Raw genomic sequence first — 23363 nt, 5'->3', positions numbered from 1 at the left:
TAGCCCGTGCGTATCCCTATCGAACGGCCATCTTTTGGGATGGTCGGACGGTTTCGTGGGTGGCGGAGGGCTTTCCAGAAATTTTAAGTAATAATTGGCTTTCGTCGGGTTATCGCCTGGCGATTGGTAAATGATTCTGGCCAATTTTGAGTTTAATTTCCATCCTTGGGCGATGCTCCGGGATCCGAGTCCTGCAAAAGACTCGCGGATGGATTGAAATACTCGAACCCACACCCGCATTAATCGTGATCCGGTCTGCACATTGAATGATCAATCGGGCGACTTTTCGTCTCGATGGATGTGAATATTTGAAGAAGATAAAATAACGACGATCTGGTTTCGATTGGATCAAAACATGGAAGATCGCCCCAAAACTATCGCCAATGATCGAATGATCTTATCAAATCGGGAGTTTTTTGGGAATTTTTTGCCGGCTAACGGCGGTCTAATATGTATATACATGTCTTGACGCTCAGGGGGCTGGGCACAAGACAGTTGGATGAATGAGGGGCGCGGGCTGGGTGGGTCGAGCTGTGGCTTCTAGGGATTGAGGGGGTCGGCATGCGCCGTATTTCGAAGAATCTGCTGTTCGCCAGCGCGTTGCTGACGACGGCCATGGTGGGTGGCCAGGCTTTCGCCCAAAGCGCTGAGCGCGATGTCGAGGAAGTGGTCGTAACCGGCAGCCGCATCAAGCGGGTGGACATCAGCGGCGTCGGCCCCGCGACGGTCGTGAACCAGGAGCAGATCGCCAACACCGGCATCACCAATGTCGAAACCCTGCTGCAACGCCTTCCGGCCTCCGCCGGCGCCGCCGGCGGCCAAACCAGCGCCTACTGGACCGGCAACGGCTACGGCACGGCGCAGGTCAACCTGCGCGGCCTGGGCATCAACCGCACCCTGACCCTGATCAACGGCCGCCGCGTCGTGAACGGCGGCACCGGCGCCAACAGCGCGCCCGACCTCAACATGATCCCGACGGCGATCATCGGTCGGATGGACATCCTGAAGGACGGCGCCTCGGCCATCTACGGCGCGGACGCTGTGGCCGGCGTGGTCAACATCATCACCATCAATGGCTTCGAGGGCCTGAAGGTCTCCGGCAAGTACGGCGTGACCGACGAGAACGACGGCGAGGAATACACCCTCGATCTGCTGTGGGGCATGCGCGGCGACCGTGGCGGCGTGACCGCCGCGCTCACCTATCAGAAGACCGAGGCCGTCAACCTGGCGAGCCGGGCGCCCTGCGCCCTCGGCGAGTCCGGCGGGCAGCTGGTTTGCTCCTACAGCGGCAACACGCTCGGCGGTCGCGCGCGGCTGGCCGACGGCCGGATTGTCAGCTTCAGCCAGACGGCGGGCGCTGACGGCCAGTTCTACGAGCCCTATAATGGCACGAAGCACGGCTTCAACTCGAACCCGTTCCTGAACGCGGTCTCGCCCATCGAGCGGATCAGCACCGCCTTCCTCGCCGACTACGACTTGACCGATGACGTAACCCTGTTCGGCGAATTCTTCTTCACCCATCGCAAGAGTAACCAGCTGGCCACGCCTGGCGGGCTGACCCACCGTCCGACCAACCCGGACGGCACGCCCGACCTGCTGCGTGACTTCACCATCAAGGGCTCGAACCCGAACAACCCGACCGGCCAAGACCTGGTCCTGCTGGCTCGCCGGATCGGCGAAGGCGGCCCGCGCAAGTTCTTCCAGGAAACTGACACCTATCGCCTGGTGGCCGGCGCCCGCGGCAAGGTCGTTGGCGATTGGACCTGGGAAGCGGCGGTGAACTGGGGCCGCAACACCGGCATCGATGCGATGACCAACATCGCCAACCTGGAGCGCGTGCAGAAGTCGATGGGCTGCGTGCCTGGCGCGCCGTGCGGCGACTATTTGGGCGAAGGAAGCCTGTCCAAGGAGGTGCTGGACTACATCCTCTACACCTCGCGCGACACCGGCGGTAACGAGCAGCGCAGCGTGACGCTCGACTTCGCGGGCACCATGTTCGAGCTGCCGGCCGGTCCGGTCGGCGCCGCGGCGGGCCTGCTCTATCGCGAGGAAAAGGGCTGGCGCGACCCCGACGCCCTGACGGTCCTGGGCATCGGCAACACCAACCAGCAGGAGTCCATCTCTGGCAAGATGCAGGCCAAGGAAGCCTATCTGGAAGTCTCGGCTCCATTGATCGCCGACCTTCCGATGATGAAGCTCTTGGTCGCCGACGGGGCGGTCCGCTACTCGGACTACGACCTATTCGGCGACAACCTGACCTACAAGGGCAGCCTGAACTGGACGGTGATCGACGGCCTGCGCCTGCGCGCCACCTACGGCACCGGCTTCCGCGTTCCCAGCGTGCCGGAACTGTTCGGCGGCGTGTCCGAAGGCAACCTGACGACCACCGATCCGTGCAGCGGCTACAGCGCCAGCGGCAACGCGACCCTGGTCGCCAACTGCAAGGCTTCGGGCGTTCCGGCCGGCTTCAAGCAGCTCGGCAACACCATCCTGACCACCAACGGCGGCAACAGCGACCTGCAGCCTGAAGAGGCCAAGACCCTGACCCTCGGCGTGGTCTTCACGCCGCCGCAGGTCAGCGGCCTGTCGGTGACGGTCGACTATTTCGACATCAAGATCACCGATGCGATCCGCTCGATCCCCGGCTCGACCAAGCTGGCGGTCTGCTACGCCTCGGCCGGTCTGACCCACCCGTTCTGCGGTCCGACCAACTACACCCGCAGCACACTGACCGGCGAGGTCAACTTCCTCTCCTCCATCCCGGTGAACACCGGCAAGGAAGAGATGAAGGGCGTGGACATCGGCATCCACTACGACTTCGATATTGGCTCGACGCGCGCCAGCCTCGACTGGAACACGACCTATCTCGGCGAGTACCTGATCACCGCCTATGACGGCGCCGAACCTATCCAGTTCGATGGCCATATCGGCGGCGGCAACGGCGGCTTCCCGAAGTGGCGTTCGAACGCCAGCTTCTCGGTAACGGATGAAACCTGGACCGGCACCTATTCGGTTCAGATGATCGGCAAGGCGATCGACTTCAACGCCGGGCCGAAAGACATCGGCTACCAGTCGCCGCGGGTGTTCTACCACAACGCTCAGGTCGCCTATCGCTTCGCCAAGACCGCCGACATCGCCTTCGGCGTCGACAACATCTTCGACCGCAAGGCGCCGTTCATCCAGAGCTATACGGACGGCAATACTGACACCATGACCTACGACCTGCTCGGTCGCCGGGGCTACGTGCGGCTGACCTACCAGTTCAACTAAGGCCAGCTGTCCAGGCGTCGGGCGGGGCCCCACTCCCGCCCGACGACCTACCGTTCAAACGCTTCGCGTTGAGAGAAACCAAGATGCGCTTGCCAGCTCTGGCGCGAAAAACCCACAAGTGGCTCGCCCTGATCATCGGCGTCCAAGCCGTGTTCTGGACGATCAGCGGCGTCTACATGACCGCTATCCACATCGAAACGATCCACGGCGACCATCTGGTGCGCGCGCCTGATCGTCGGCCGATCGCCATGCAGGATCTGGTCGAGCCTGGTTCGTTGATCCCGGGCGGTACGCGCTCGGTGAAGCTGGAAAGCCAGCTTGGCCGGCCGGTCTATGTCGTCGACGCCGTGCCTGGCCGCATGCTGTTCGATGCGCGTAGCGGCGAGCTGCTGTCGCCTATCGACGAGGCCGGCGCGCGAGATCGCGCCCTATCCTATTATGCAGGCGTCGGAGGCATCGAGAAGATCGAGCTGCTCGACGTCGCGCCCAGCGAAATCAAGAACCGGGCGGTCCCGATCTGGCGCGTCGAGTTCGCCGGTCTGTGGCGGCCGACCCTCTATATCTCGCCGCTGACCGGCGAGCTGGTGGCCAAGCGCCACGATCTTTGGCGCACCTTCGACTTCGTCTGGATGTTCCACATCATGGACTACGAAGAACGTACCGACATGAACAACACGCTGCTGCGTGTCGCCACCTGGATGTCCGTCGCCGCTTCGGCGAGCGGCGCCTGGCTCCTGCTCTACAGTTTCCGGCGCCGCCGCCGCGCGCGCAAAAAAGCCGCGGCCTGAGGTCCCCATGTTCCTGATCCGCACCCTGCACAAATGGTTCGGCCTGATCCTGGGCCTGCAGTTCCTCCTCTGGTCGGTCAGCGGCGCGATGATGGCCCTGCTAGACCACCACAAGGTCTCGGGTGAGCCGTCGGTCCGCGCGCCGGTTCCCGCCATCGCGCCCGCCGAGCCAGTGACGCTCGCTCGGGTCGCCGAGGCGGTCGGTGGCCCCATCCACGCGCTGAAGCTGAGGCCGCTCGGCGAGGGCTACGTCTATGAGGCGGCGACGCCGACCGGCGTGAAGCTGATCGACGCCGTCAGCGGCCAGGCCGTGGCCGTCGACGAGGTGAAGGCCGCGGCGCTTGCGGTCGCCGCCTTCAGCGGCCCTGAGAAGGTGGCCTCGATCCGCAAGGTCGAGACAGGCGACGTGGAGACCCGTTCGCTGCCGCTACCGCTTTGGCGCGTAGAGTTCGCCGACAAGGAGCAGACCACCCTGCTGCTGTCGACGACGACCGGCGAGGTGCTGGAGCGACGCAACAACACCTGGCGGCTATGGGACATCTTCTGGATGATCCACATCATGGACTACACCAAGCGTGAGAGCTTCAATCACCCGCTGATCATCACGGTCGGCAGCGGCGTGACCTGGCTGGCGCTCAGCGGCGTGATCCTGTTGTTCCGCAGCTTCCGCCGCCAGGACTTCGCCTATGTGCTCGATCCGATCGAGCGCATCCGGGACGAACGCAAGACCAAGAAGCAGGCCTGATCGCCGGGCTGCTTCTGCGGCGCCGCTTGCAAGTCGGCTCAAGCGCGAGCCTTCTTGCAGGCTAGGCGTCCCAGGAAAGCGGAGCGGCCATGTCTGCGGTGAAGTACGAGATTGTCGAACACGACGGTGGCTGGGCCTACAAGGTCGGCGACACCTATTCGGAAACCTTCGCCAGCCACGATGCGGCTTCGCACGCGGCCCACACGGCCGCGCGCGAGCAGGTGCGGCCGGGCACGACGACCAGCATCGAATATGAGGACGAGAAAGGGCGTTGGCACGCCGAGGTCTCGTCCGGCGACGACCGGCCGGAGGCCGACGTCGAGGACTAGTCGGCCTCGATCAGCAGGAAGTCGCGGGACTTCAGCTCGGTCCAGAGATAGAGGCCGAGCACGATCAGGGCGAAGACGCCGGCGCCCGCCCACATGAACTGCTCGGGGAAGCTGGCCGGGGCCACCGCGATCGGCGAGGGATTGTTGGTCGCCACGATGAAGCCGGCCAGCGCCACGTTGAACAGGCTCTCCCCGACGATGAAGCCGGAGGCCAGCAGCACGCCCATCCGCTGGGCGGCCGCGCCGTTCGGCTTCTTCGCCGCCCAGCGGTCGTAGGTCCAGCCGATCACCGCCCCGATCACCACCGGCAAGGTCACGGCGGCGGGCAGGTAGATCGCGATGCCGACGCCGAGCGGCGGCAGGCTGTACTTGCCCGTGCGCCGCAGCAATTCGTCGATCACGACCAGCGCCAGGCCGAGCACGGCGCCGACGCCGATATAGGTCCAGGGCAGGTCGCCCTGGATGACGCCCTTGGCCAGGGTCGAGATCAGCACCGCCTGCGGCGCGGCCAGCGGCTGGTCGGAAATGGTGTCGAGGTTCGCGGCACCGGCGAAGCCGAAGGCCTTGTTCAGGACGTCGAGAATAGGCGGGATCACGCAGGCCCCGGCCACGACCCCGATGATCAGCGCCACCTGCTGCTTCCAAGGCGTGGCGTCGACCAGTTGGCCGGTCTTCAGATCCTGCAGATTGTCGTTGGCGATGGTGGCGACGTTCAGCAGCACGGCGGTGACGAACAAGGCATAGGCGACCAGCGCCGCATGGCCGGTGGGGCCGACCGTCTTTGCCGCCAGCGCCACCAGCAATAGAGCCGCGCCCAGCACCGACAGGATGGCCAGGCCCGACACCGGACTGTTGGACGAGCCGATCAGCCCGGCCATGTAACCGCACACCGCCGCGACCAGGAAGCCGGCGACGACGACGTAGAGCACCCCGCCGACGATCAGCGGCGCCAGCATCGACTCCAATGGCCCGGCCGAAAGGAACGAGTGGAACAGCACGGCCAGCGGGACCAGGCTGCCAAGGATGGTGGCGCCCACGATCCAGATCGGGATGTCGCGCTCGGTGCGCGGCAGGCTTTCACCCTGGCCGCTGGAGCGGATGCTTGACGCACGCATGGCGGAGGCCAGGCCCGCCCAGACCGGCGCAGCCAACTTGGCCAGCGTCCAGATCGCCGCCGCCCCGATGGCGCCGGCGCCGATGAAGCGGACATTGGGCGCCCAGGCCGCCTGGGCGATCTCGGCGGCGCTGCCCGTGGCCACGGGATGCAGATAGGTCATGACCGGCACGGCCACGCCCCAGGCGATGATCAGGCCCGCCAGCATCGCCATGCCGACCGCGATGCCCATCAGGTGCCCCGCGCCCAGTAGGGCCAGCTGCAGACCGCCCGCCATGCCGGTCGCGGTGGTGGCGGTGGGCTTGAACCAATAGGCGATCTCGCCCGCCAGCAATCGCATCGCTACCGCCGCGGCCACGGCGGCCGAGGCGATGGATCCCACCAGCACCGCCCATAGTCCGGCCTTGGCCTCGCCACCGCCGCTGGCGTCCCGAGAGGCCGAACCGACCTTCAGCACCTCGGCCGCGGCGCGGCCTTCGGGATAGGGCAGGGTGGAATTGGTCACCAGGGCCCGGCGCAGGGGGATGGTGTACATCACCCCCAGGACCCCGCCGATCACGCAGATCCAGAACGAGGTCCAGAACGGGAAGCCGGTCCACCAGCCGACCATCACCAGGCCCGGCAGCACGAAGATGATCGATGACAGCGTCCCGGCGGCCGAGGCTACCGTCTGGACGATGTTGTTCTCCCAGATGGTCGAGGTCTTCAGCGCCCTCAGCAGGGCCATGGAGATCACGGCGGCGGGGATGGACGAGGCGAAGGTCAGCCCCACCCGCAGGCCCAGATAGACATTGGCCGCCGTGAACACGACGGTGATCAGGCAACCCAGGGCCACGCCCCGCAGGGTCAGTTCGACCCGTCTGTCCTCGGCGCGCATTGGCTGTCCCCGCAAGCGGCTTTGAGGAGCCATTTGGTGACAGATTGCTGCGTGGGCCGCCAGGGTTAGGCGGACAACTCCGGATGTGAGTTGGAAGGCCGTCGCGGTGGCGGCGGAAACGCACGGCTTTATCCGCCGGTCGGCGCCCCAGCCAGCAGGTTCCTACGGGCCGGTGCGCGGCTCAGCGAGAGGGATAACCTCTTGCCGAATGAAGGCGATGCGGCCAAGCAGCATCTCGGCGTGTTCGGGCGTCGGCGCTACCTCGATTGGGTAGCTGTCTGACAGGTCGCGGCCAGCAATGACGTTGTCGGCCCAGTCCTGCGCGATTGCGCAGTAGAGGCGTAAGGCGAGGGCCGGCGTCGGAGTATCGTCCGTTTCAAAATGCATAGAGGGCAGGTCACCGACCACCGCCCACCGTTCCGTGTCTTCAGGTTTTCGGGGATTCTCGAAACGGACCAGAAAGAGCCCAAGAATGGGCACTACGCCGAAAGCGAGCGTGAGCTTCGAAATTCGCGCGAAGCTGTCGTTCTGGACGAACGCTTTTGCCTCTGCCGCTAGAGCATCCAACTGCTCGACCTCGTCGGCGCTCTCGTAGTCGAGATCACGACCGAAGGGGAGGTCAGACGTATCAATCAGCATGTCCATGACCGATCGTAGCTTGACGGTTTCCAGGAGAAAAGAACAAAAGGAGACCGCGCTAAGTGTCCTCGCGATTGTCGTCAGAGGTGGCTGCTGCCGCCTAAACGATAAGGTCCGCAACATCGTCCTCGCTGGAGTAGCCCAAGAGGTGATTCCAAAGATGTGCGCGCCAGGAGCCGTGGCCCCCAGAGTTCCAACCTCGAAATCAGGCGAGTGGATTATCGAAAGGTGTTGGCGGTGAGAGAGGGATTCGAACCCTCGTTACGGTTTCCCGTAAACACGCTTTCCAAGCGTGCGCGATCGACCACTCCGCCACCTCACCACAGGCCCTGAGAGGCGGTGAGACCCCTCGCGGAAGGCGCGCAATATACTCATGAAGTCCTCGCGAGCAAGCGCTGTCAGGCCGCGACGCACAGGCTTTTCAATTTCCGACCGCAAAGCCCTGCCTGGCAAGGTGTTGCGGGCTGCGGCGAGGTGGGCTTGGCGGCGTGGCGCGTGCATTCGCCGGCCGGGGCTCCTATGTTCTGGTCCAAACCCCATCGATCAGGCGCGCCCCCATGCTCTTCGCCAAAAAGAACCTCGACCTTCCGACCATCGACACCGCCCTGCCGGGCCGCTCTAACCCGCTGCCCACCGCAGAGACCCATTTCATCAATGGTCGGCCATTGAAGGGTCCCTATCCGGACGGCCTGGAGATCGCCGACTTCGCGATGGGCTGCTTCTGGGGCGTGGAGCGCAAGTTCTGGGTGGTCCCCGGCGTCTGGGTGACGGCCGTGGGCTATGTCAACGGCATCACCCCGAACCCGACCTATGCAGAGGTGTGCAGCGGTCGCACCGGTCATACCGAGGCGGTGCGCGTGGTCTATGATCCGCGGGTGGTCACCTATGAGGATTTGCTGAAGGTCTTCTGGGAGAACCACGACCCGACCCAGGGCATGCGCCAGGGTAACGACATCGGCACCCAGTACCGTTCGGGCATCTATGTCCACAATGACGCCCAGGCCTCTGCGGCCGCGGCTTCGCTTCAGGCCTACCAGCAGGCGCTGTCGGACAAGGGCTATGGCGCTGTGACCACCGAGATCGCCGAGACGCCGGAGTTCTACTTCGCCGAGGACTATCACCAGCAGTACCTGGCCAAGAACCCGAACGGCTATTGCGGGATCGGCGGCACCGGCGTGACCTGCCCGATAGGCGTGGGCGTTCAGGCTTGATGTCGGAGCACTTCCGTTACGGCGCGGACAACGGCCTGGCATGACCCGCGAGGACGTGGAGGCCGTGGCGATGGCGCTGCCGGCTGCGACGAAGGTCGTCCAGTGGGGCGGGGCCGATGTCTACAAGGTCGGCGGCAAGGTGTTTGCGATCTGCGGCCTGGCCGGCGGCCTATCGTTCAAGGTGACTGAGATCGGCTTTATGGTGTTGACCGACGATGGCCCCGGCCGCCAAGCGCCGTACTTGGCCAAGGGCCATTGGGTGCTGGTCGATCTCGTTAGCTTTACGCCCGACGAGGCCGTCAGCTGGCTCACGACGTCCCACGAACTGATCGCGGCGAAACTGACCCGCAAGCTGCGGGCCGAGCTCGGCCTGGCCTAGAGCTTTTCCAGCATCCGCCGCAGATCGCCGACCGCCCGCGCGGCGGGAGACCGGCGCTGGCGCGTGAACAGCAGAGTCATGGCCGCCAAGGTGGTGAGGATGAAGGCCGCCGGACCAAACAGCCATGCGGCGGCGGCGAGGGCGAAATAGTATCCCCGAACACCCCGGTTGAACGACGATAGCGCCGGATTGAGCAGCCGGGCGGCGGTGTCGCCATAGGCGCGCTGGAAGGCCTTGTCGTCGGTTTCCGGCGCCGCGCCGATCACGGCCAGGCAGTAGTTCATCTGGCGGATGGCCCAGATGAAATCGAGCAGGCCGCGCGCCAGGGCCAGCAGGACCAACGCGATCTGGGCCTCGAACAGCAGCCGCGACGAGGTCTTGAGGACCATCAGGCTGGACACGCTGCGGAAGGCGCCTTCGCCGCCGAACAGCACCCCGGCCGCCGCCGCGATCAGGATCAGGTTGGAGGAGGCGAAGAACGAGGCTGAGTTGAGGGTGTGTCCCAGCAGTTGGCCGTCCATGAACTTGTTCTCGCGCGCCGCCATGGTCCGCATCCAGGCCGCGCGGATCGCCGTCATGTCGGTGTTGATCACGCCCTTGTTGCCGCCGACCGCGTGCAGCAGCGGTTCATAGGCCATCCAGGCGAGCGCGAAGATCGCCAGGGCCACCATGTCGGACACAGAGAGGGCTTTAAGGATGTCCATGGCCTCAGTCCTCGGTGATCAGGCTTTCGCGGTTGGTGTTGCGCAGGCGCACGGCGACGATGAACGCCACCGCCATGATCGCCGACACATAGATGTAGGAGCCGCTTTCCATACCCTGCTGCTTGAACCACAGCGCAACATATTCCGCCGTGCCGCCGAACAGGGCGTTGGCGATGGCGTAGGGCAGGGCGACGCCCAGGGCGCGCACGTGGGCGGGGAACAGCTCGGCCTTCACCAACGCGCTGACCGAGGTGTAACCCGACAGGACGACCAGCAGCAGGGTCATCAGGCCAAAGGCGACGAAGGCGTTGTCAGTCCCGGCGATGGCGCTCATGGCCGGGTAGGTGAGCAGGGCGCCGGCGCCGAACGCAAAGGCGATGGTGCGGTGTCGGCCCAGGTGATCGGACAGGTAGCCGAACAATGGCTGGCAGCACATGAAGATGAAGAGGGCCGCCGCAGTGATCGTGGTCGCGGTGTTCTTGGAGAAGCCCGAGGTGTTGACCAGGAACTTCTGCATGTAGGTCGTGTAGGCGTAGAAGGCCAGCGAGCCGCCGGCGGTCAGGCAGAAGATGATCGCGCTCTCGCGCGGGTGGTTCAGGAACAGCAGCATGGTGGTCGACCGCGGGGCGCCGCTCTCCTTGGACGCCAGGAACGAGGGGCTCTCGTCCAGGCTGCTGCGGATCCAGAACACCACGACCGCCAAAACGGCGCCGATCAGGAAGGGAATGCGCCAGCCCCAGGCCAACAGGTCGGCCTTGTCCATGACGTTCTGGAGGATGATCAGCACGGCCAAGGCCAGGAGTTGGCCCATGATCAAGGTTACGTACTGGAAGCTGGACCAGAAGCCGCGCCGCGCCCGACCGGCCATCTCCGACATATAGGTGGCGCTGGCGCCATACTCCCCGCCGACCGACAGACCCTGCAGCAGGCGCGCCAGCAGGAGGATGACGGGCGCGGCGGCGCCGACCATGGCGTAGCTGGGCGCGACGGCGATGATCAGAGAGCCGGCGCACATCATGGCGACGGCAAGCGACAGCGCCGCCTTGCGGCCGGCGCGGTCGGCATAAAGGCCCATCAGCCAGGCCCCGATCGGCCGGGCCAGGAAGCCCACCGCGAAGATGGCGGCAGCCTGCAGCAACTGCGCGGTCAGGTCGCCCTTCGGGAAGAAATGATGGGCGAAATAGAGGGTGAAGGACGAGTAGGCGAACCAGTCGTACCACTCGACCAGATTGCCGGCCGAACCTCCGAGGATCGCGCGCAGACGCTGCACGGGCGTGAGGCCCGGTGTCAGAAAATCGCTCGGCGCCTGGGCGTCGATCCCCGTTTCCGCGGCCGTCATGCAGTTTCCCCCGATATTTTGCGGGGGATGCTAGGGGCCGTTGCGGAGGAAGGCTAGATGCGTCCCATCAGCACCAGGATCAGCACGATCACCAGCACCAGGCCAAGGCCGCCGGCGGGGAAGTAGCCCCAGGAGCGCGAGTGGCCCCAGGTCGGCAAGGCGCCGATCAACAACAGGACCAGGATGATGAGCAGAATTGTCCCAACGCCCATGATGGTTCGTCTCCCTTAGGGAGCCGGCGCCACGCGGCCGGCCAGGCGAAACGAACGATCCGCCACGGCGGCGGTTCCAGGCGACCCCTAGTCGGCGATGTCGGCGGTGTGGATCGTGGCGTCGGTGTTTTTGATCTTCAGAGCGTAGAGCAGCCCGATGAACCAGCCCTTGACCACCGGCAGCAGCAGAAGCGTGACGGCCGCCAGTGGAATCAGGGTGGCCGGCAGCACGATCGCGGTCGGCGCTTCCCAGATGATGGGGAAGAACAGCAGCGGGCCGACGATCAAGTGGCCGACGATCAGGATGGTGAAATAGGCCGGGCCGTCATCAGCGGGATATTTCGCCAGGTCATGGCCGCATTCGCCGCAGCGCGGCTCGACCTTCAAGTAACGCCAGAAGAGCTTGCCCTCGCCGCAGGCGGGGCACCGGCCCTTCAGGCCGCGAAGCATCGAGCGGATAAACATCTACATGGCGCCTGAAAGCTGACGAGGGCTCGTATGCGCCCTGGCGCTCTCAGATGAAAGGGGGCTTGCCGTCGCATGCCTAGGAGACGCCAGCATGCGGGAACGTCCCGGCGACCTTAAGCCTTTCCTCTGATGGAAGGACTTTGGCCATGACCGACGAGCGTAAATCCCCTCGCGAAAAGGACCCGCACGGGCATACCGGGCCGACAACGCCCGGCGAGGACAGTTCGCGCGAGGCTCACCCGGCGGTCGTGCCGCCGAGCGACAAGGCCAAGATCGCCGAGGAGGCGTCGCGCGAGGAAGACGCCTAGCGCTTCATGTCGTCGGCTGCGCCGGCCACGGCGGCGCCGGCGGCCTGGGCGTCCCGGCCAATGCCCGCGACAGTGTTGCAGGCGGCCGTCAGCAGGGCGGCGGCGGTCACGGTGAGGATGATTATCTTGCGCATGGGTGGCTCCCCCGAATGATGTCGACGCCTCATGGCGAAGCTTCGGGGCTCTTTTTAGGCAAGGCCCGGCGGGTTGAGCAATCGCGAGCGCCTTCTCCTCTCCCAATGGGAGAGGGATTCTAGGCGCTAGTCGGCGTCCATCTTCAGTGCGGCGATGAAGGCTTCCTGCGGAATCTCGACCTTGCCGAATTGGCGCATGCGCTTCTTGCCGGCCTTCTGCTTGTCCAGCAGCTTGCGCTTGCGGCTCATGTCCCCGCCGTAGCACTTGGCCGTCACGTCCTTGCGCAGGGCGCGGATGGTTTCGCGGGCCACGATCCGGCCACCGATCGCCGCTTGCAGCGGGATCTGGAATTGGTGCGGGCTGATCAGGTCCTTCATCTTCTCGACCATTCCGCGGCCGCGCGTCTCGGCGCGGTCGCGGTGGACCAGCATCGACAGCGCATCGACGGGTTCGGAATTGACCAGGATCGACATCTTCACCAGGTCGCCGACACGGTAGCCTTCAATCGCGTAGTCGAACGACGCGTAGCCCTTCGAGACGCTCTTCAGGCGGTCGTAGAAGTCGAAGACCACTTCGTTCAGCGGCAGGTCGTAGACCACTAAAGCGCGCGATCCGACGTACGACAGCTCGCGCTGCTCGCCGCGACGGTCCTGGCAGAGCTTGATGACCGAGCCGAGATATTCGTCCGGCGTCAGGATCGTCGCCTTGATCCAGGGCTCGCTGATGCTGGTGATCTTCACCGGGTCCGGCATGTCGGCCGGATTGTGCAGCTCGATCTCCGAGCCGTCGTTCATATGGATCTTGTAGACCACGCTCGGCGCGGTCGCGATCAGGTCGAGGTCGAACTCGCGGCTGAGTCGCTCCTGGATGATTTCCAGGTGCAGCAGCCCCAGGAATCCGCACCGGAAGCCAAAGCCCAGCGCGGCGCTGGTTTCCATCTCGTAGGTGAAGGAGGCGTCGTTCAGGCGCAGGCGGCCGATGGCGGCGCGCAGGTCCTCGAAATCAGCGGCGTCCACCGGGAACAGGCCGCAGAACACCACCGATTGGGCGACGCGGAAGCCGGGCAGGGCCTTTTCGGTCTGGCGCTTTTCCTCGGTGATGGTGTCGCCGACCGCGGCGTCGGCCACCTGCTTGATCTGGGCGGTGATGTAGCCGATCTCGCCCGGGCCGAGTTCATCGACTTCGGTCTGCTTGGGAGTGAAGACGCCGATCTTGTCCACCTGGTGGGTGGCGCCGGCGTTCATCATCCGCACCTTCATGCCCGAGCGCAGGACGCCGTCGAGCACGCGCACCAGGACCACGACGCCGAGATAGGGGTCGTACCAGGCGTCGACCAGCAGCGCCTTCAGCGGCGCATCGCGGTCGCCTTTGGGCGGCGGCAGTTTGGCGATGACCGCCTCCAGCACCTCGGCGATGCCTTCGCCGGTCTTGGCCGAGCAGAGCACGGCTTCGGACGCGTCGATGCCGATCACGTCCTCGATCTGCTGGCGCACCCGGTCCGGCTCGGCCGCGGGCAGGTCGATCTTGTTGAGGACCGGGACGATCTCGTGATTGTTGTCGATCGCCTGGTAGACGTTGGCCAGGGTCTGGGCCTCGACGCCTTGCGAGGAGTCCACGACCAGGATCGAGCCTTCACAGGCGGCCAGCGAGCGGCTGACCTCATAGGCGAAGTCGACATGGCCGGGCGTGTCCATCAGGTTCAGGACATAGGTCTCGCCGTCCTTGGCCTTGTAGTCGAGGCGGACGGTCTGGGCCTTGATGGTGATGCCGCGCTCGCGCTCGATCTCCATGTTGTCCAGAACCTGCTCGGTCATCTCACGCTTGGTGAGGCCGCCAGTTTCCTGGATCAGGCGATCGGAGAGCGTCGATTTCCCATGGTCGATGTGGGCGACGATGGAGAAATTGCGGATGTGGGACAGAGGCGTCGTCATGGTCCGCTGCCTCTAGCACATTCACACGAGATCGCGAGCGCGGCGTCGCGCATGGTTAATCCAGCGTTAAGCCTGACCGCCGCATTCATGCCCTCTGGGGATGTGAGGCTCGTTCAAGCTTCGAGGATTTTGCGACACATGGATCGCCGTACGCTTATCGTTTCGGGAATGGCCACGCTTGGCGTAGCGGGCTGCGCGTCTGCTCAGCCTGGGGGGCCCGGTTCGCCGCCTTCGCCCACGCCCAGCGCGACCGCCAATCCGAGCTATTCGGCCGGGAAGGCCGAAACCTATAACCGCGACGAGATCGTCAACAACGTGTCCGATTTCCTCGGCGTTGGCGCCGAGGCAGCGGGTGGCGCGATCGAGCGGGTGTTCCAGGACAACGGCAAGCCGACCGCCTACATCGCCGGCGAAGAGGCGTCAGGCGCCTTCGTGGGCGGCGCGCGGTATGGCCGTGGCCTGCTCTATATGAAGAACCGCGAGCCCATCGAAGTCTTCTGGCAAGGTCCCTCGGTGGGTTGGGATTTCGGCGGCAACGCCAGCCGGGTCTTCACCCTCTGCTACAATCTCCAGTACCCGGAAGTGATCTTCCAGCGTTTCCCGGGCGTCGAGGGCGCGGCCTATTTCATCGCCGGCCTGGGCGTGAACTACCTGCGCTCGGACGATGTCACCATCGCGCCGATTCGCACCGGCGTCGGCCTGCGCCTAGGCGCCAATGTCGGCTATCTGGGCTTCAGCCGGAAGCAACGGGTTCTGCCGTTCTAGGACCTCATCTCCTCTCCCTTTGGGAGAGGTCGGGTGAGGGAAGCAACTGCCCCGACGCAGTGGCGTAGCGGCCCTATAGCGCCGCTACGCGCCGCCCCCTCACCTAACCTCTCCCGAGGGAGAGGGAATAGGGGCATCACACCCGCAGTTTGGCGCCTACGGCCTTTTCAGCGGCGGCCACGACCTTGGCCGACAGGGCCTCGATCTCGGCATCGGTGAGGGTCTTGTCGCGCGGTTGCAGCAGAACCTCCACCGCGACCGACTTGAAGCCATCGGGCACGCCAGGCCCCTGATAGACGTCGAACACTCGGGCCTGGGTGATCAGCACCTTGTCGGCGCCGGCCACGGCCTTGGTCAGGTCCGAGGCGGCCACCCCGCCTTCGACCACGAAGGCGAAGTCGCGCGACAGCGGCATGAGCGGCGAAAGCTCCAAGGCCGGCTTGGTCTTGGTGGCTTTCTTCTTCGGCTCGGGCAGGGCGTCGACAATCAGTTCGAAGGCCAGGATAGGCCCCTCGACGTCCAGCGCTTTCAGGATGCGTGGGTGGATCTCGCCGAACTCGACGACGGTGTTCTTGCCCAGGCGCAGCGCGGCCGAACGACCTGGATGCCACCAGTCCGATTGCCCCGATTGGGCGACTTGCAGCGACGCGGTCGGCGCGCCCAGATCATCCAGCAAGGACATCAGGTCGGCCTTCAGATCGAACAGGGCGTCGGTCTTGGCGCCGTCCCAGCGACGGGGCGGGCGCGGCGCGACGATGGCGGCGATGCTGGTCAGCTGGTCGGCAGGCTGATCGCCCCGATACAGCGGGCCGATCTCGAACAGCGCCACGTCAGGGAAGCCGCGACGGGCGTTGCGGCCGGCCGCCTCGATCAGGTTCGGCAGGATCGAGGGACGCATGCAGTCCAGGTCCGAGGCGATCGGATTGGTGATCACCAGCTCATCCTGGCCACCGCCGAACAGGCGGGCGGTCTCACGCTTCGTGAAGCTCCAGGTAATGGTCTCGGCATAGCCCTTGGCGGCCATGGCGCGGCGGCCCGCGCGGATTCGCGACTGGCGCGCGGTCAGCACGCCGCCGGCGATCGGCGGCATCTCCGGAAGCGGTAGGGCGGGCAGGGCGTCGTAGCCCTCGATGCGCGCCACTTCCTCGACCAGGTCGGCCTTGCCCTCGACGTCGCGGCGCCACGAGGGCGGTGCGACGACGTCGCCGTCGATCGTGAAGCCTAGGTCGCGCAGGATGTCGTCGATCCGCTGCGGCTGCAGGTCCAGGCCCGCCAGCTTCTTCACGTAGCCACGGTCGAATTCAATGGCCGCCGGGCGGGGCAAGGCTTCGCCCGTCACCGAAATCTCCGACGGCTCGCCGCCGCAGAGTTCCAGGATCAGCTTGGTCGCCAGCTCCAGGCCCGGAACCAGGCTCTCGGGATCGACGCCGCGCGCGAAGCGATACTGGGCGTCGGAATTGATGCCGGTGGCGCGGCCGGTTTGGGCCGTCGAGATCGGGTCGAACCAGGCGCTCTCGACGAAGACGTCGGTGGTTTCGTCTGCACTGCCGGTGCTGAGGCCGCCCATGACGCCGCCCAGGCCGATCACGCCCGAGCCGTCGGCGATGACGGTCATGTCGGGGGTGATCGCGTAGGTCTTACCGTCTAGCGCCTCGAAGCTCTCCCCCTCGCGGCCGAGGCGCGCCTCGATGAAGCCGCCCGTCAGCTTGCTGGCGTCATAGACATGCAGCGGCCGGGCGCGGTCGTAGGTGATCAGGTTCGTGACATCGACCAGGGCGTTGATGGGGCGCAGGCCGATCGAGGTCAGCTTCTTTTGCAGCCACGCGGGCGATGGGCCGTTCTTCACGCCGCGGATCAGCCGGCCGGAGAACTGGCGACAGGCGCCTGCGCCGTCCAGGCGGATCTCGACGGGATTGGGGAACTTGCCCGGGGTCTTGGCGACGCCGACGTCTTTCAGTGTCCCCAAACCGGCGGCGGCCAGGTCGCGGGCGATGCCCACGACGCCCAGCCAGTCGGGGCGGTTAGGGGTGACTTCGAAGTCGATGACGGCTTCGAGGCCGAGCGCTTCGGCGGCCGAGGTTCCGACGGCGAGGTCGTCCGGCAATTCCATGATGCCATCGGATTCCGAGGCGGTCTCAAGCTCGGAGGCCGAGCAGAGCATGCCGTTGGAAACCACGCCGCGCACCGGCTTCTCGACCAGGGTGACGCCCAGGCCCGGCACATAGGCGCCGATGGGGGCGTAGATGGTGGTCAGGCCGACGCGGGCGTTCGGGGCGCCGCAGACGATCTCCTTGCGGCCATCCCTGGTTTCGACCTGGCAGACCCGCAGCCGGTCGGCGTTGGGGTGCTGCACCGCCTCGACAATCTTGGCGACTGAAAACGCCGCCAGCTTGGCGGCCGGATCGTCGACATGCTCGACCTCAAGGCCGGCCATGGTCATGGCGTCGACCACCTGCTGAGCGGTGGCGGTGGTGTCCAGGTGATCCCGGAGCCAGGAGAGCGTGAATTTCATTGATCGGCTCCTTCGCCGATAATCTCGACCAGGCGGAAGCGCTCGCACCAGAGCAGCATGTCGGGCGCGTAGGTGCCTTCGCGTGTGAAACAGTCTTCGTGAACTGTGGCCCAGTGAGCCCGGCTGAGATCGCCTTCGCCTTCTTCGGCGGCGAAGGTGGGATCGACCTCATCGAAGCGGCGCTGGACCAGTTCGGTGGATTCGATGACGGCGCGGGGCCGCGCGGCGCCGTCGAGCACGACATAACGCGCGCCGAACTCGCTGCCCTTCAGGCCTTGCAACGCCGCCCAGCAGGTCGCGGTCTTCTTGCCCTCAATAACGAGAGCCAGGAGTGCGTCGGCGGTGGCCGGGCTGTCGCCGAAAGCAAAATGCTCCAACGAAGCGTGGGCGGCGGACACCCCCATCAGCTCAGGCCCGTCGCTGGGCTCGGCGTAGCGTAGGGGCTGAAGCCGTAGTGCTCCAACCAGCGAACGTCGCTGGCGAACATGTCGCGCAGATCGGGCATGCCGTACTTCAGGACGCCAAGGCGATCGACGCCGCAGCCGAAGGCGAAGCCCTGCCACACATCGGGATCGAGCCCGACATTGCGCAGCACGTTCGGGTGAACCATCCCGCAGCCGAGGATCTCCAGCCAGTCGGTTCCCTGGCCGATCTTAACCTCGCCGCCGGAGCGGTCGCACTGCACGTCCATCTCGGCGCTGGGCTCGGTGAACGGGAAGTGGTGCGGGCGGAAGCGGGTGACCACGTCCGGGGTTTCGAAGTAGCGGCTCAGGAAGGTTTCCAGCGTCCACTTCAGGTGGCCCATATGGATAGCCTTGTCGATCACCAGGCCTTCGATCTGGTGGAACATCGGCGTGTGGGTCTGGTCGCTGTCCTTGCGGAACGTGCGGCCGGGCACGATCACGCGGATCGGCGGCTCCTGGCCGTTGGCGATCCAGCCAGGCAGCTTCTCGTTGACCTTGTGCATGACCCGCACCTGCACCGGGCTGGTGTGGGTGCGCAGGACCTTGCGCTCGCCATTGGCGTCTTCGGGCAGGAAGAAGGTGTCGTGCATCTCCCGCGCGGGGTGCTTGGGCGGGAAGTTCAGGGCGGTGAAGTTGTTGAAGTCCGTCTCGATGTCCGGGCCTTCGGCGACGGAGAAGCCCATCTCGGCGAAGACGGCGATCATTTCGTCCATGACCTGCATGGTCGGGTGGATCGAGCCGCGACGGCGCGGCGGCGCGGGCAGCGAGAGATCGACGCGTTCGGCGGCCAGCTTGGCGTCGAGTTCGGCGGCCTCCAGAGCAGTCTTCTTCTCGGCGATCTTGGTGGCCACGCGGTCGCGCAGGCCGTTGATCTGCGGGCCGCGCTCCCGGCGCTCGTCGGGGCTCATCGAACCCAGCGACTTCAGCAGGTCCGAGACGGAGCCGGACTTGCCGAGCGCGGCGACGCGCACGGCTTCCAGCGCCTGGCCATCGGCGGCGGCGTCGATGGCGGCGGTGATTTCAGCTTCGAGTTGGGCGGTCATGACGGGCTCGTCTAAGGGAACGGACGGGACGCGTGAAGAGGGCAGCAAAAAGCCCTCCGGCGGTTCTCACCGGAGGGCTTCTCGAATGCTCAGTTAAGTCGTCGGACTCAAAGGGCCTCAAGCCAGCGCGGTGCGAACCTTGTCGGCGATGGCCTTGAACCCGACCGGATCGTTGCCCGCGATGTCCGAGAGGACTTTGCGGTCGATTTCGATCCCGGCCTTATCAAGGCCGTAGATAAACTGGGAATAGGTGAAGCCTTCGAGGCGGGCCGCAGCGTTGATGCGCTGGATCCACAGCGAGCGGAAGTTACGCTTCCGGACCTTACGGTCGCGGTAGGCGTACTGCCCGGCCTTGTCCACAGCGGCCTTGGCCGTGCGGATGGTGTTCTTGCGGCGGCCATAGAAACCCTTGGCCTGCTCGAGAACTTTTTTGTGCTTGGCGTGGGCGGTTACGCCCCGTTTGACGCGAGCCATGTGTCAGTTCTCCTTAGAGGCCGTAGGGGAGCCAAAGCTTGACGATCTTCGTATCAGCTTCGCTCATCACCTTGGTGCCGCGGTTCTGACGGATGTACTTCGCGCTGTGGTTGATCAAGCGGTGACGCTTGCCCGCCACGCCGGCTTTCAGCTTGCCGGTCGCAGTCAATTTGAAGCGCTTCTTAACGCCTGACTTGGTCTTCAGTTTGGGCATTTCTCTTACGGAGCGCTAACCCCGTCCTCTGGCGTATTGACGAGTCGCCCTGGCATGCCTTTGGCCAGACGACTCCGAAGAGCGGGGCGTTTACGTGAAAGGCCGAAGAAAGGCAAGGGCTTGAGTCCGCGCTGCGGCGACTCGGGCCCCGGCGGTATAGAGGTTTCAACAGGGCTGGAGCGAGGCTGCGATGACCACCACGCCTGCAGGGCAAGCCAAGTCGCAGCGCCGCTCCGGCATGTTGGCCCCGTTCAAGGCGCGGCCCAGGCTGCTGCTGTCGGTGCTGGCCGGCGCCTGCGTCTGGGTCCTATGCCTGCTGCTGCCGACGGGCCTCAGCATTGTCACCTCGGCGATCCTGGCGTGGGACGCGACCTGCCTGACCTTCATCGCCGCGGCGATCCACATGATGTGGCGGGCCGACGTCGGCCAGATCCGCGCGACCGCGGCCACTCAGGATCAGGGGCAGGGCGTGATCCTGGCGTTGGTGATCACCGCCGCGGCGGCCAGCATCTGGGTGATCGCCGCCGAGCTTTCCGCCGCCAAGGCCGATGAGGGGCTGATCCGGGCGTTGAGGGTCGCCCTGGTGTTCGCGACAGTAGCGGCCTCGTGGTTCACGGTGCAGCTGATCTTCGCCCTGCACTATGCGCACGAGTACTACGCGCCTGACCACGACAGTCCCAATGATGCGCAGGGCCTGTTGTTTCCGGGTGGCGAGGCCCCCGACTACTGGGATTTCGTGCACTTCTCGGTGGTCATCGGCGTCGCCAGCCAGACCGCCGATATCGCCTTCACGTCCAAGCCGCTCCGACGCATCGGCACGGTGCACGGACTGGTCGCCTTTACCTTCAACACTGTGGTGCTGGCCTTGACGATCAACCTGCTGGCGTCGCTGTTCTAGGTCCGCCTGGGGAGCAGCTTCATGACCTGATAGGCCATGACGAGGGCTGGCAGGATCAGGAAGGCGCCGAGCGCGAACGGCGCGCCAGGCGAAACCAGTGAGAAGAGCTGGCCCGCATAGATCGGGCCGCCGATCCGGGCGAGCGCATTGTTCGACATGTTCAGGCCCAGCATCTCCCCCTGCCGGTCCGGCGGTGTAGAGAGCGAGATCAGCGCGACCAGGTTGGGGAAGCAGATCGACTGGCCAAAGCCGACAATGGCCAAGCCCAGAACCGCCATCGGCCAGACCTGCGAGGAGAACTGCACCAGCATGCCGATGCACATAAGGGTGAGGCCGGCGATCAGGACGCGGGGCTCGCCGAAGCGGCGGACCAGGGCGCCGGTTCCCATCCCCTGGGCAAAGGCGCCAATGACCCCAATGACCACGAAGGCGAAGCCGATCTCGCGCGGACCCCAGCCGAACTTGGCTTCAGTCCAGAGGCCGTAGGTCGCCTCGATTCCGGCGAAACCGGAGACGATCACGAAGCCGATGATCATGATCCGCGATATGATCGGATGGGCGATCGCGTCGCGCAGGGCCGGCGGCCGGCCCTTTGGGCGGGCTTCGCCGGTGGGTGGTCGGGTCTCGCGCACGAAGAGGGCCACGCAGACCGCCGAGGTCAGGCCAAACGCGGCGGCCGCAAAGAGCGGGATGTGGAAGCCGATCGGGCCAAGCTCCGGATGGGCCAGCAGGCCGCCCAGCGCCGGACCGGTCATGAAGCCCAGGGAGAACGCCGAGCCCATCACCCCCATGCGCCCGGCGCGTTTTTCCGGAGGGGTGATGTCGGCCATGCAGCCTTGCAGGGTCGAGATGTTGCCGGCGAAGAAGCCGCCCGCGAACCGGGCGACGAAGGCCAGCCAGATGTTCGGCGCGAAGGCCAGGGCCACATAACAGAGCGCGGCGATGGCTATGGTGACGATCAGCACCGGCCTGCGACCGACCCGGTCCGACAGCCGGCCCCAGAAGGGTTCGCCCAGAAACTGACCGAACGAGAACATCGAGAACAGCAGGGCGATCTGCCAGGCGGGCGCGTTCAGCGCCTTGCCGAAGAATGGCAGCAGCGGAATGACCAGGCCAAAGCCGGCGATGTTCAGGAAGATCACCGACAGCAGGATGACCAACGCGCGCTTGTCGTCGTGCGGCGCTGGCGCTCCCGCTGGAGGGGTCATGACGTGGACGCCGTTTGCTTCTCAGCCGCGAGCTGGGCCGCGGCGCGGCGACTGGCGGCCAGCGCCAGGAAGATCGCCGGCGCGACCACCAGGGCGCCCATGATGAAGGGACCATCAAGCAGCACCGGGAAGATGAGGCCCGCGCAGAATGGTCCGACCACCCGGGCCAAGGCGCCGGTTGCGTTGTTGAGGCCGAGGATCTGGCCCTGGCGATAGGGGTCGGCGGTCTGCGAGATCATCGCGCTGACGTTCGGCCAGGCCACCGATTGTCCGATCGCCGTCAGGCACATCAGGGCGATGGTGACCCCACCGCCAGGCGAGAGGGTCTGCCCGGCCGCGGCGACGACGGTCAGGCCCATGCCGATGGCCAGCATCTTTCCTGCACCGTACTTCTCGGACAGCCGGCCGGTGAGGAAGGTCTGCGTCAGGGCCGCGGCGGCGCCGGTGAAGGCGAAACACACCCCGATCTCACGCGGCCCCCAGCCGAACTTGGCCTGGGACCAGAGGCCGAAGGTGGATTCGATGCCGGTGAAGGCGAAGCCGACCAGGAAGGTGAGCAGCATTAGCCGGCCGATCACCGGGTGGCCGACCGCGTCGCTGATCGCGGCCCAGCGGCTCGGGCGATGAGTGATCGCCTGTTCGCGAACGCGGCTTTCCTTGATGAAGACGGCGATTGCCACGACGCACAGAGCCGCCAGGCCAGAGGCCATGAACAGCGGGATGCGGAAACCGACAGGGCCGGCGTCGGGATGGGCGAACAGCCCTCCCACCATCGGGCCGAAGATCAGGCCGACGTTCCACGCGGCGCCTTGGTAAGACAGCAGGCGCGCGCGCTTTTCGGGCGGGGTGACATCGGCGATATAGCCCTGGACCACCGCGCCGTTGCCGGCGGCCAAACCGCCGACCAGGCGAATGGCGAAGGCGACCCAGATGTTGGGCGCGAAGGCCAGGGCCAGATAGCAGAGGCAGTTGCCGGTGATGGTCGAGATCAGCAGCGGCTTGCGGCCGTACTTGTCCGACAGGCGTCCCCAGAAAGGCTCGCCGAAGAAGGCCCCGACCGAATAGGCCGAGAAGATCAGCGCGATCTGCCATGCCGGGGCGTCGAACGACTTGGCATAGAAGGGCAGCAACGGAACGATGATCCCGAAGCCGAGCATATTGATAAAAATGACGGCGATCAGGGACGGCGCCGCAAGCGGGGACGGTGCGGCCCGCTTTGGCGCGGTATCGGACATGTGAACGCTGTTAAGCGGAGCTGCGACGCGCCGCAAGTCCGAGTACGGGGGTAGGTTGTTCTTCGCTGCAAAACTGCGGCTGCAACGCCTCACCTGCCATA

General features: G+C 65.5%; 24 protein-coding genes and 1 tRNA gene. 9 read left to right on the top strand and 16 right to left on the bottom strand.

The window, feature by feature from the left end; genetic code table 11:
* Positions 1-561 precede the first annotated feature (561 nt).
* The 4 genes from Q8M13_RS02625 (at position 562) to Q8M13_RS02610 (ending at position 5132) form a co-directional block, all read left to right on the top strand.
* Positions 562-3270, top strand: coding sequence for a TonB-dependent receptor domain-containing protein (locus Q8M13_RS02625; protein WP_305298061.1), 2709 nt, complete (start codon positions 562-564; stop codon positions 3268-3270).
* A gap of 83 nt (positions 3271-3353) precedes the next feature.
* Positions 3354-4058 (top strand): hypothetical protein, encoded by a 705-nt coding sequence (locus tag Q8M13_RS02620; RefSeq protein WP_305298060.1) that lies wholly within the window; start codon positions 3354-3356, stop codon positions 4056-4058.
* Positions 4059-4065: 7 nt separating this feature from the next.
* Positions 4066-4803, top strand: a complete 738-nt coding sequence (locus tag Q8M13_RS02615) for a PepSY domain-containing protein (RefSeq protein ID WP_305298059.1) — start codon at positions 4066-4068, stop codon at positions 4801-4803.
* A gap of 89 nt (positions 4804-4892) precedes the next feature.
* Positions 4893-5132: a hypothetical protein gene (locus tag Q8M13_RS02610; RefSeq protein ID WP_305298058.1), complete on the top strand. Its 240-nt coding sequence runs from the start codon at positions 4893-4895 to the stop codon at positions 5130-5132.
* On the opposite strand, the gene Q8M13_RS02605 is transcribed toward Q8M13_RS02610, so the two are convergent.
* From Q8M13_RS02605 to Q8M13_RS02595, 3 genes are all read right to left on the bottom strand, one after another.
* On the bottom strand, positions 5129-7123 hold the full coding sequence (locus Q8M13_RS02605; protein ID WP_305298057.1) for an OPT family oligopeptide transporter: 1995 nt from the start codon (positions 7121-7123) through the stop codon (positions 5129-5131). The two genes, Q8M13_RS02610 and Q8M13_RS02605, sit on opposite strands and share 4 nt — an antisense overlap.
* 162 nt (positions 7124-7285) lie before the next feature.
* Positions 7286-7768, bottom strand: a complete 483-nt coding sequence (locus Q8M13_RS02600; protein ID WP_305298056.1) for a hypothetical protein — start codon at positions 7766-7768, stop codon at positions 7286-7288.
* A gap of 226 nt (positions 7769-7994) precedes the next feature.
* Positions 7995-8084, bottom strand: a tRNA-Ser gene (locus tag Q8M13_RS02595).
* Between the two features lie 235 nt (positions 8085-8319).
* Here Q8M13_RS02595 and msrA point away from each other — a divergent pair.
* Both msrA and Q8M13_RS02585 read left to right on the top strand, forming a co-directional pair.
* Complete coding sequence (gene msrA, locus Q8M13_RS02590; protein ID WP_305298055.1) at positions 8320-8973, top strand: peptide-methionine (S)-S-oxide reductase MsrA; 654 nt, start codon at positions 8320-8322, stop codon at positions 8971-8973.
* Positions 8974-9013: 40 nt separating this feature from the next.
* Positions 9014-9352: an MmcQ/YjbR family DNA-binding protein gene (locus Q8M13_RS02585; protein ID WP_305298054.1), complete on the top strand. Its 339-nt coding sequence runs from the start codon at positions 9014-9016 to the stop codon at positions 9350-9352.
* Here the strand turns inward: Q8M13_RS02585 and Q8M13_RS02580 are convergent.
* The 4 genes from Q8M13_RS02580 to Q8M13_RS02565 all read right to left on the bottom strand — a co-directional run bounded on the left by Q8M13_RS02580 (position 9349) and on the right by Q8M13_RS02565 (position 12072).
* Entirely contained in the window at positions 9349-10056 is a 708-nt protein-coding gene (locus Q8M13_RS02580) for a DUF599 domain-containing protein (protein WP_305298053.1), read from the bottom strand. The genes Q8M13_RS02585 and Q8M13_RS02580 overlap by 4 nt on opposite strands.
* 4 nt (positions 10057-10060) lie before the next feature.
* Positions 10061-11395, bottom strand: coding sequence for an MFS transporter (locus Q8M13_RS02575; RefSeq protein WP_305298052.1), 1335 nt, complete (start codon positions 11393-11395; stop codon positions 10061-10063).
* 53 nt (positions 11396-11448) lie between these two features.
* Positions 11449-11607 carry a DUF3309 family protein gene (locus Q8M13_RS02570; RefSeq protein WP_305298051.1) on the bottom strand — a complete coding sequence of 53 codons (159 nt, stop codon included), beginning with the start codon at positions 11605-11607 and terminating at the stop codon, positions 11449-11451.
* A gap of 87 nt (positions 11608-11694) precedes the next feature.
* The gene (locus Q8M13_RS02565) at positions 11695-12072 is read right to left on the bottom strand and encodes a DUF983 domain-containing protein (protein ID WP_305298050.1); all 378 of its coding nucleotides are present in this window, start codon (positions 12070-12072) and stop codon (positions 11695-11697) included.
* Positions 12073-12221: 149 nt separating this feature from the next.
* Between Q8M13_RS02565 and Q8M13_RS02560 the strand changes: the two genes are divergently transcribed.
* On the top strand, positions 12222-12383 hold the full coding sequence (locus tag Q8M13_RS02560; RefSeq protein WP_305298049.1) for a hypothetical protein: 162 nt from the start codon (positions 12222-12224) through the stop codon (positions 12381-12383).
* Here Q8M13_RS02560 and Q8M13_RS02555 read toward each other — a convergent pair.
* Positions 12380-12517 (bottom strand): entericidin EcnA/B family protein, encoded by a 138-nt coding sequence (locus Q8M13_RS02555; protein ID WP_305298048.1) that lies wholly within the window; start codon positions 12515-12517, stop codon positions 12380-12382. The genes Q8M13_RS02560 and Q8M13_RS02555 overlap by 4 nt on opposite strands.
* A 126-nt stretch (positions 12518-12643) precedes the next feature.
* Positions 12644-14449: a translation elongation factor 4 gene (gene lepA / locus Q8M13_RS02550; protein WP_305298047.1), complete on the bottom strand. Its 1806-nt coding sequence runs from the start codon at positions 14447-14449 to the stop codon at positions 12644-12646.
* Between the two features lie 138 nt (positions 14450-14587).
* On the opposite strand from lepA, the gene Q8M13_RS02545 reads away from it, so the two are divergent.
* Positions 14588-15214 (top strand): DUF1134 domain-containing protein, encoded by a 627-nt coding sequence (locus tag Q8M13_RS02545; RefSeq protein ID WP_305298046.1) that lies wholly within the window; start codon positions 14588-14590, stop codon positions 15212-15214.
* A 136-nt stretch (positions 15215-15350) separates the two neighbouring features.
* Here the strand turns inward: Q8M13_RS02545 and pheT are convergent, their stop codons facing one another.
* The 5 genes from pheT to rpmI form a co-directional block, all read right to left on the bottom strand.
* Entirely contained in the window at positions 15351-17726 is a 2376-nt protein-coding gene (gene pheT / locus Q8M13_RS02540; protein ID WP_305298045.1) for a phenylalanine--tRNA ligase subunit beta, read from the bottom strand.
* Entirely contained in the window at positions 17723-18130 is a 408-nt protein-coding gene (locus Q8M13_RS02535; RefSeq protein WP_305298044.1) for an ASCH domain-containing protein, read from the bottom strand. Before Q8M13_RS02535 ends, pheT begins: the two co-directional genes overlap by 4 nt.
* Positions 18130-19233, bottom strand: a complete 1104-nt coding sequence (gene pheS / locus Q8M13_RS02530) for a phenylalanine--tRNA ligase subunit alpha (RefSeq protein ID WP_305298043.1) — start codon at positions 19231-19233, stop codon at positions 18130-18132. Before pheS ends, Q8M13_RS02535 begins: the two co-directional genes overlap by 1 nt.
* A gap of 117 nt (positions 19234-19350) precedes the next feature.
* Positions 19351-19707, bottom strand: a complete 357-nt coding sequence (rplT, locus tag Q8M13_RS02525) for a 50S ribosomal protein L20 (RefSeq protein ID WP_305298042.1) — start codon at positions 19705-19707, stop codon at positions 19351-19353.
* Between the two features lie 13 nt (positions 19708-19720).
* A complete protein-coding gene (gene rpmI / locus Q8M13_RS02520) occupies positions 19721-19921 on the bottom strand; it encodes a 50S ribosomal protein L35 (RefSeq protein ID WP_305298041.1) in 201 nt (66 codons plus the stop codon).
* Between the two features lie 190 nt (positions 19922-20111).
* Between rpmI and Q8M13_RS02515 the strand changes: the two genes are divergently transcribed.
* Positions 20112-20819 carry a DUF1345 domain-containing protein gene (locus tag Q8M13_RS02515; protein ID WP_305298040.1) on the top strand — a complete coding sequence of 236 codons (708 nt, stop codon included), beginning with the start codon at positions 20112-20114 and terminating at the stop codon, positions 20817-20819.
* Here Q8M13_RS02515 and Q8M13_RS02510 read toward each other — a convergent pair.
* Both Q8M13_RS02510 and Q8M13_RS02505 read right to left on the bottom strand, forming a co-directional pair.
* Positions 20816-22027, bottom strand: a complete 1212-nt coding sequence (locus Q8M13_RS02510) for an MFS transporter (protein WP_305298039.1) — start codon at positions 22025-22027, stop codon at positions 20816-20818. The two genes, Q8M13_RS02515 and Q8M13_RS02510, sit on opposite strands and share 4 nt — an antisense overlap.
* A complete protein-coding gene (locus Q8M13_RS02505) occupies positions 22024-23262 on the bottom strand; it encodes an MFS transporter (RefSeq protein WP_305298038.1) in 1239 nt (412 codons plus the stop codon). The genes Q8M13_RS02510 and Q8M13_RS02505 overlap by 4 nt, the downstream gene beginning before the upstream one ends.
* Between the last annotated feature and the right edge of the window lie 101 nt (positions 23263-23363).

Origin of the sequence: Phenylobacterium sp. (assembly GCF_030681155.1) — a bacterium.
Taxonomy (GTDB): Bacteria; Pseudomonadota; Alphaproteobacteria; order Caulobacterales; family Caulobacteraceae; genus Phenylobacterium.
Note: the sequence above shows the minus strand (reverse complement) of the source record. Positions and strands in the feature narration are given on the sequence as shown.

Excerpts from the sequence above, each read along its gene's own strand:
- Q8M13_RS02625 (WP_305298061.1), top strand. The coding sequence starts at position 562 with ATGCGCCGTATTTCGAAGAATCTGCTGTTCGCCAGCGCGTTGCTGACG.
- Q8M13_RS02620 (WP_305298060.1), top strand. The coding sequence starts at position 3,354 with ATGCGCTTGCCAGCTCTGGCGCGAAAAACCCACAAGTGGCTCGCCCTG.
- Q8M13_RS02615 (WP_305298059.1), top strand. The coding sequence starts at position 4,066 with ATGTTCCTGATCCGCACCCTGCACAAATGGTTCGGCCTGATCCTGGGC.
- Q8M13_RS02610 (WP_305298058.1), top strand. The coding sequence starts at position 4,893 with ATGTCTGCGGTGAAGTACGAGATTGTCGAACACGACGGTGGCTGGGCC.
- Q8M13_RS02605 (WP_305298057.1), bottom strand. The coding sequence starts at position 7,123 with ATGCGCGCCGAGGACAGACGGGTCGAACTGACCCTGCGGGGCGTGGCC.
- Q8M13_RS02600 (WP_305298056.1), bottom strand. The coding sequence starts at position 7,768 with ATGGACATGCTGATTGATACGTCTGACCTCCCCTTCGGTCGTGATCTC.
- msrA (WP_305298055.1), top strand. The coding sequence starts at position 8,320 with ATGCTCTTCGCCAAAAAGAACCTCGACCTTCCGACCATCGACACCGCC.
- Q8M13_RS02585 (WP_305298054.1), top strand. The coding sequence starts at position 9,014 with ATGACCCGCGAGGACGTGGAGGCCGTGGCGATGGCGCTGCCGGCTGCG.
- Q8M13_RS02580 (WP_305298053.1), bottom strand. The coding sequence starts at position 10,056 with ATGGACATCCTTAAAGCCCTCTCTGTGTCCGACATGGTGGCCCTGGCG.
- Q8M13_RS02575 (WP_305298052.1), bottom strand. The coding sequence starts at position 11,395 with ATGACGGCCGCGGAAACGGGGATCGACGCCCAGGCGCCGAGCGATTTT.
- Q8M13_RS02570 (WP_305298051.1), bottom strand. The coding sequence starts at position 11,607 with ATGGGCGTTGGGACAATTCTGCTCATCATCCTGGTCCTGTTGTTGATC.
- Q8M13_RS02565 (WP_305298050.1), bottom strand. The coding sequence starts at position 12,072 with ATGTTTATCCGCTCGATGCTTCGCGGCCTGAAGGGCCGGTGCCCCGCC.
- Q8M13_RS02560 (WP_305298049.1), top strand. The coding sequence starts at position 12,222 with ATGACCGACGAGCGTAAATCCCCTCGCGAAAAGGACCCGCACGGGCAT.
- Q8M13_RS02555 (WP_305298048.1), bottom strand. The coding sequence starts at position 12,517 with ATGCGCAAGATAATCATCCTCACCGTGACCGCCGCCGCCCTGCTGACG.
- lepA (WP_305298047.1), bottom strand. The coding sequence starts at position 14,449 with ATGACGACGCCTCTGTCCCACATCCGCAATTTCTCCATCGTCGCCCAC.
- Q8M13_RS02545 (WP_305298046.1), top strand. The coding sequence starts at position 14,588 with ATGGATCGCCGTACGCTTATCGTTTCGGGAATGGCCACGCTTGGCGTA.
- pheT (WP_305298045.1), bottom strand. The coding sequence starts at position 17,726 with ATGAAATTCACGCTCTCCTGGCTCCGGGATCACCTGGACACCACCGCC.
- Q8M13_RS02535 (WP_305298044.1), bottom strand. The coding sequence starts at position 18,130 with ATGGGGGTGTCCGCCGCCCACGCTTCGTTGGAGCATTTTGCTTTCGGC.
- pheS (WP_305298043.1), bottom strand. The coding sequence starts at position 19,233 with ATGACCGCCCAACTCGAAGCTGAAATCACCGCCGCCATCGACGCCGCC.
- rplT (WP_305298042.1), bottom strand. The coding sequence starts at position 19,707 with ATGGCTCGCGTCAAACGGGGCGTAACCGCCCACGCCAAGCACAAAAAA.
- rpmI (WP_305298041.1), bottom strand. The coding sequence starts at position 19,921 with ATGCCCAAACTGAAGACCAAGTCAGGCGTTAAGAAGCGCTTCAAATTG.
- Q8M13_RS02515 (WP_305298040.1), top strand. The coding sequence starts at position 20,112 with ATGACCACCACGCCTGCAGGGCAAGCCAAGTCGCAGCGCCGCTCCGGC.
- Q8M13_RS02510 (WP_305298039.1), bottom strand. The coding sequence starts at position 22,027 with ATGACCCCTCCAGCGGGAGCGCCAGCGCCGCACGACGACAAGCGCGCG.
- Q8M13_RS02505 (WP_305298038.1), bottom strand. The coding sequence starts at position 23,262 with ATGTCCGATACCGCGCCAAAGCGGGCCGCACCGTCCCCGCTTGCGGCG.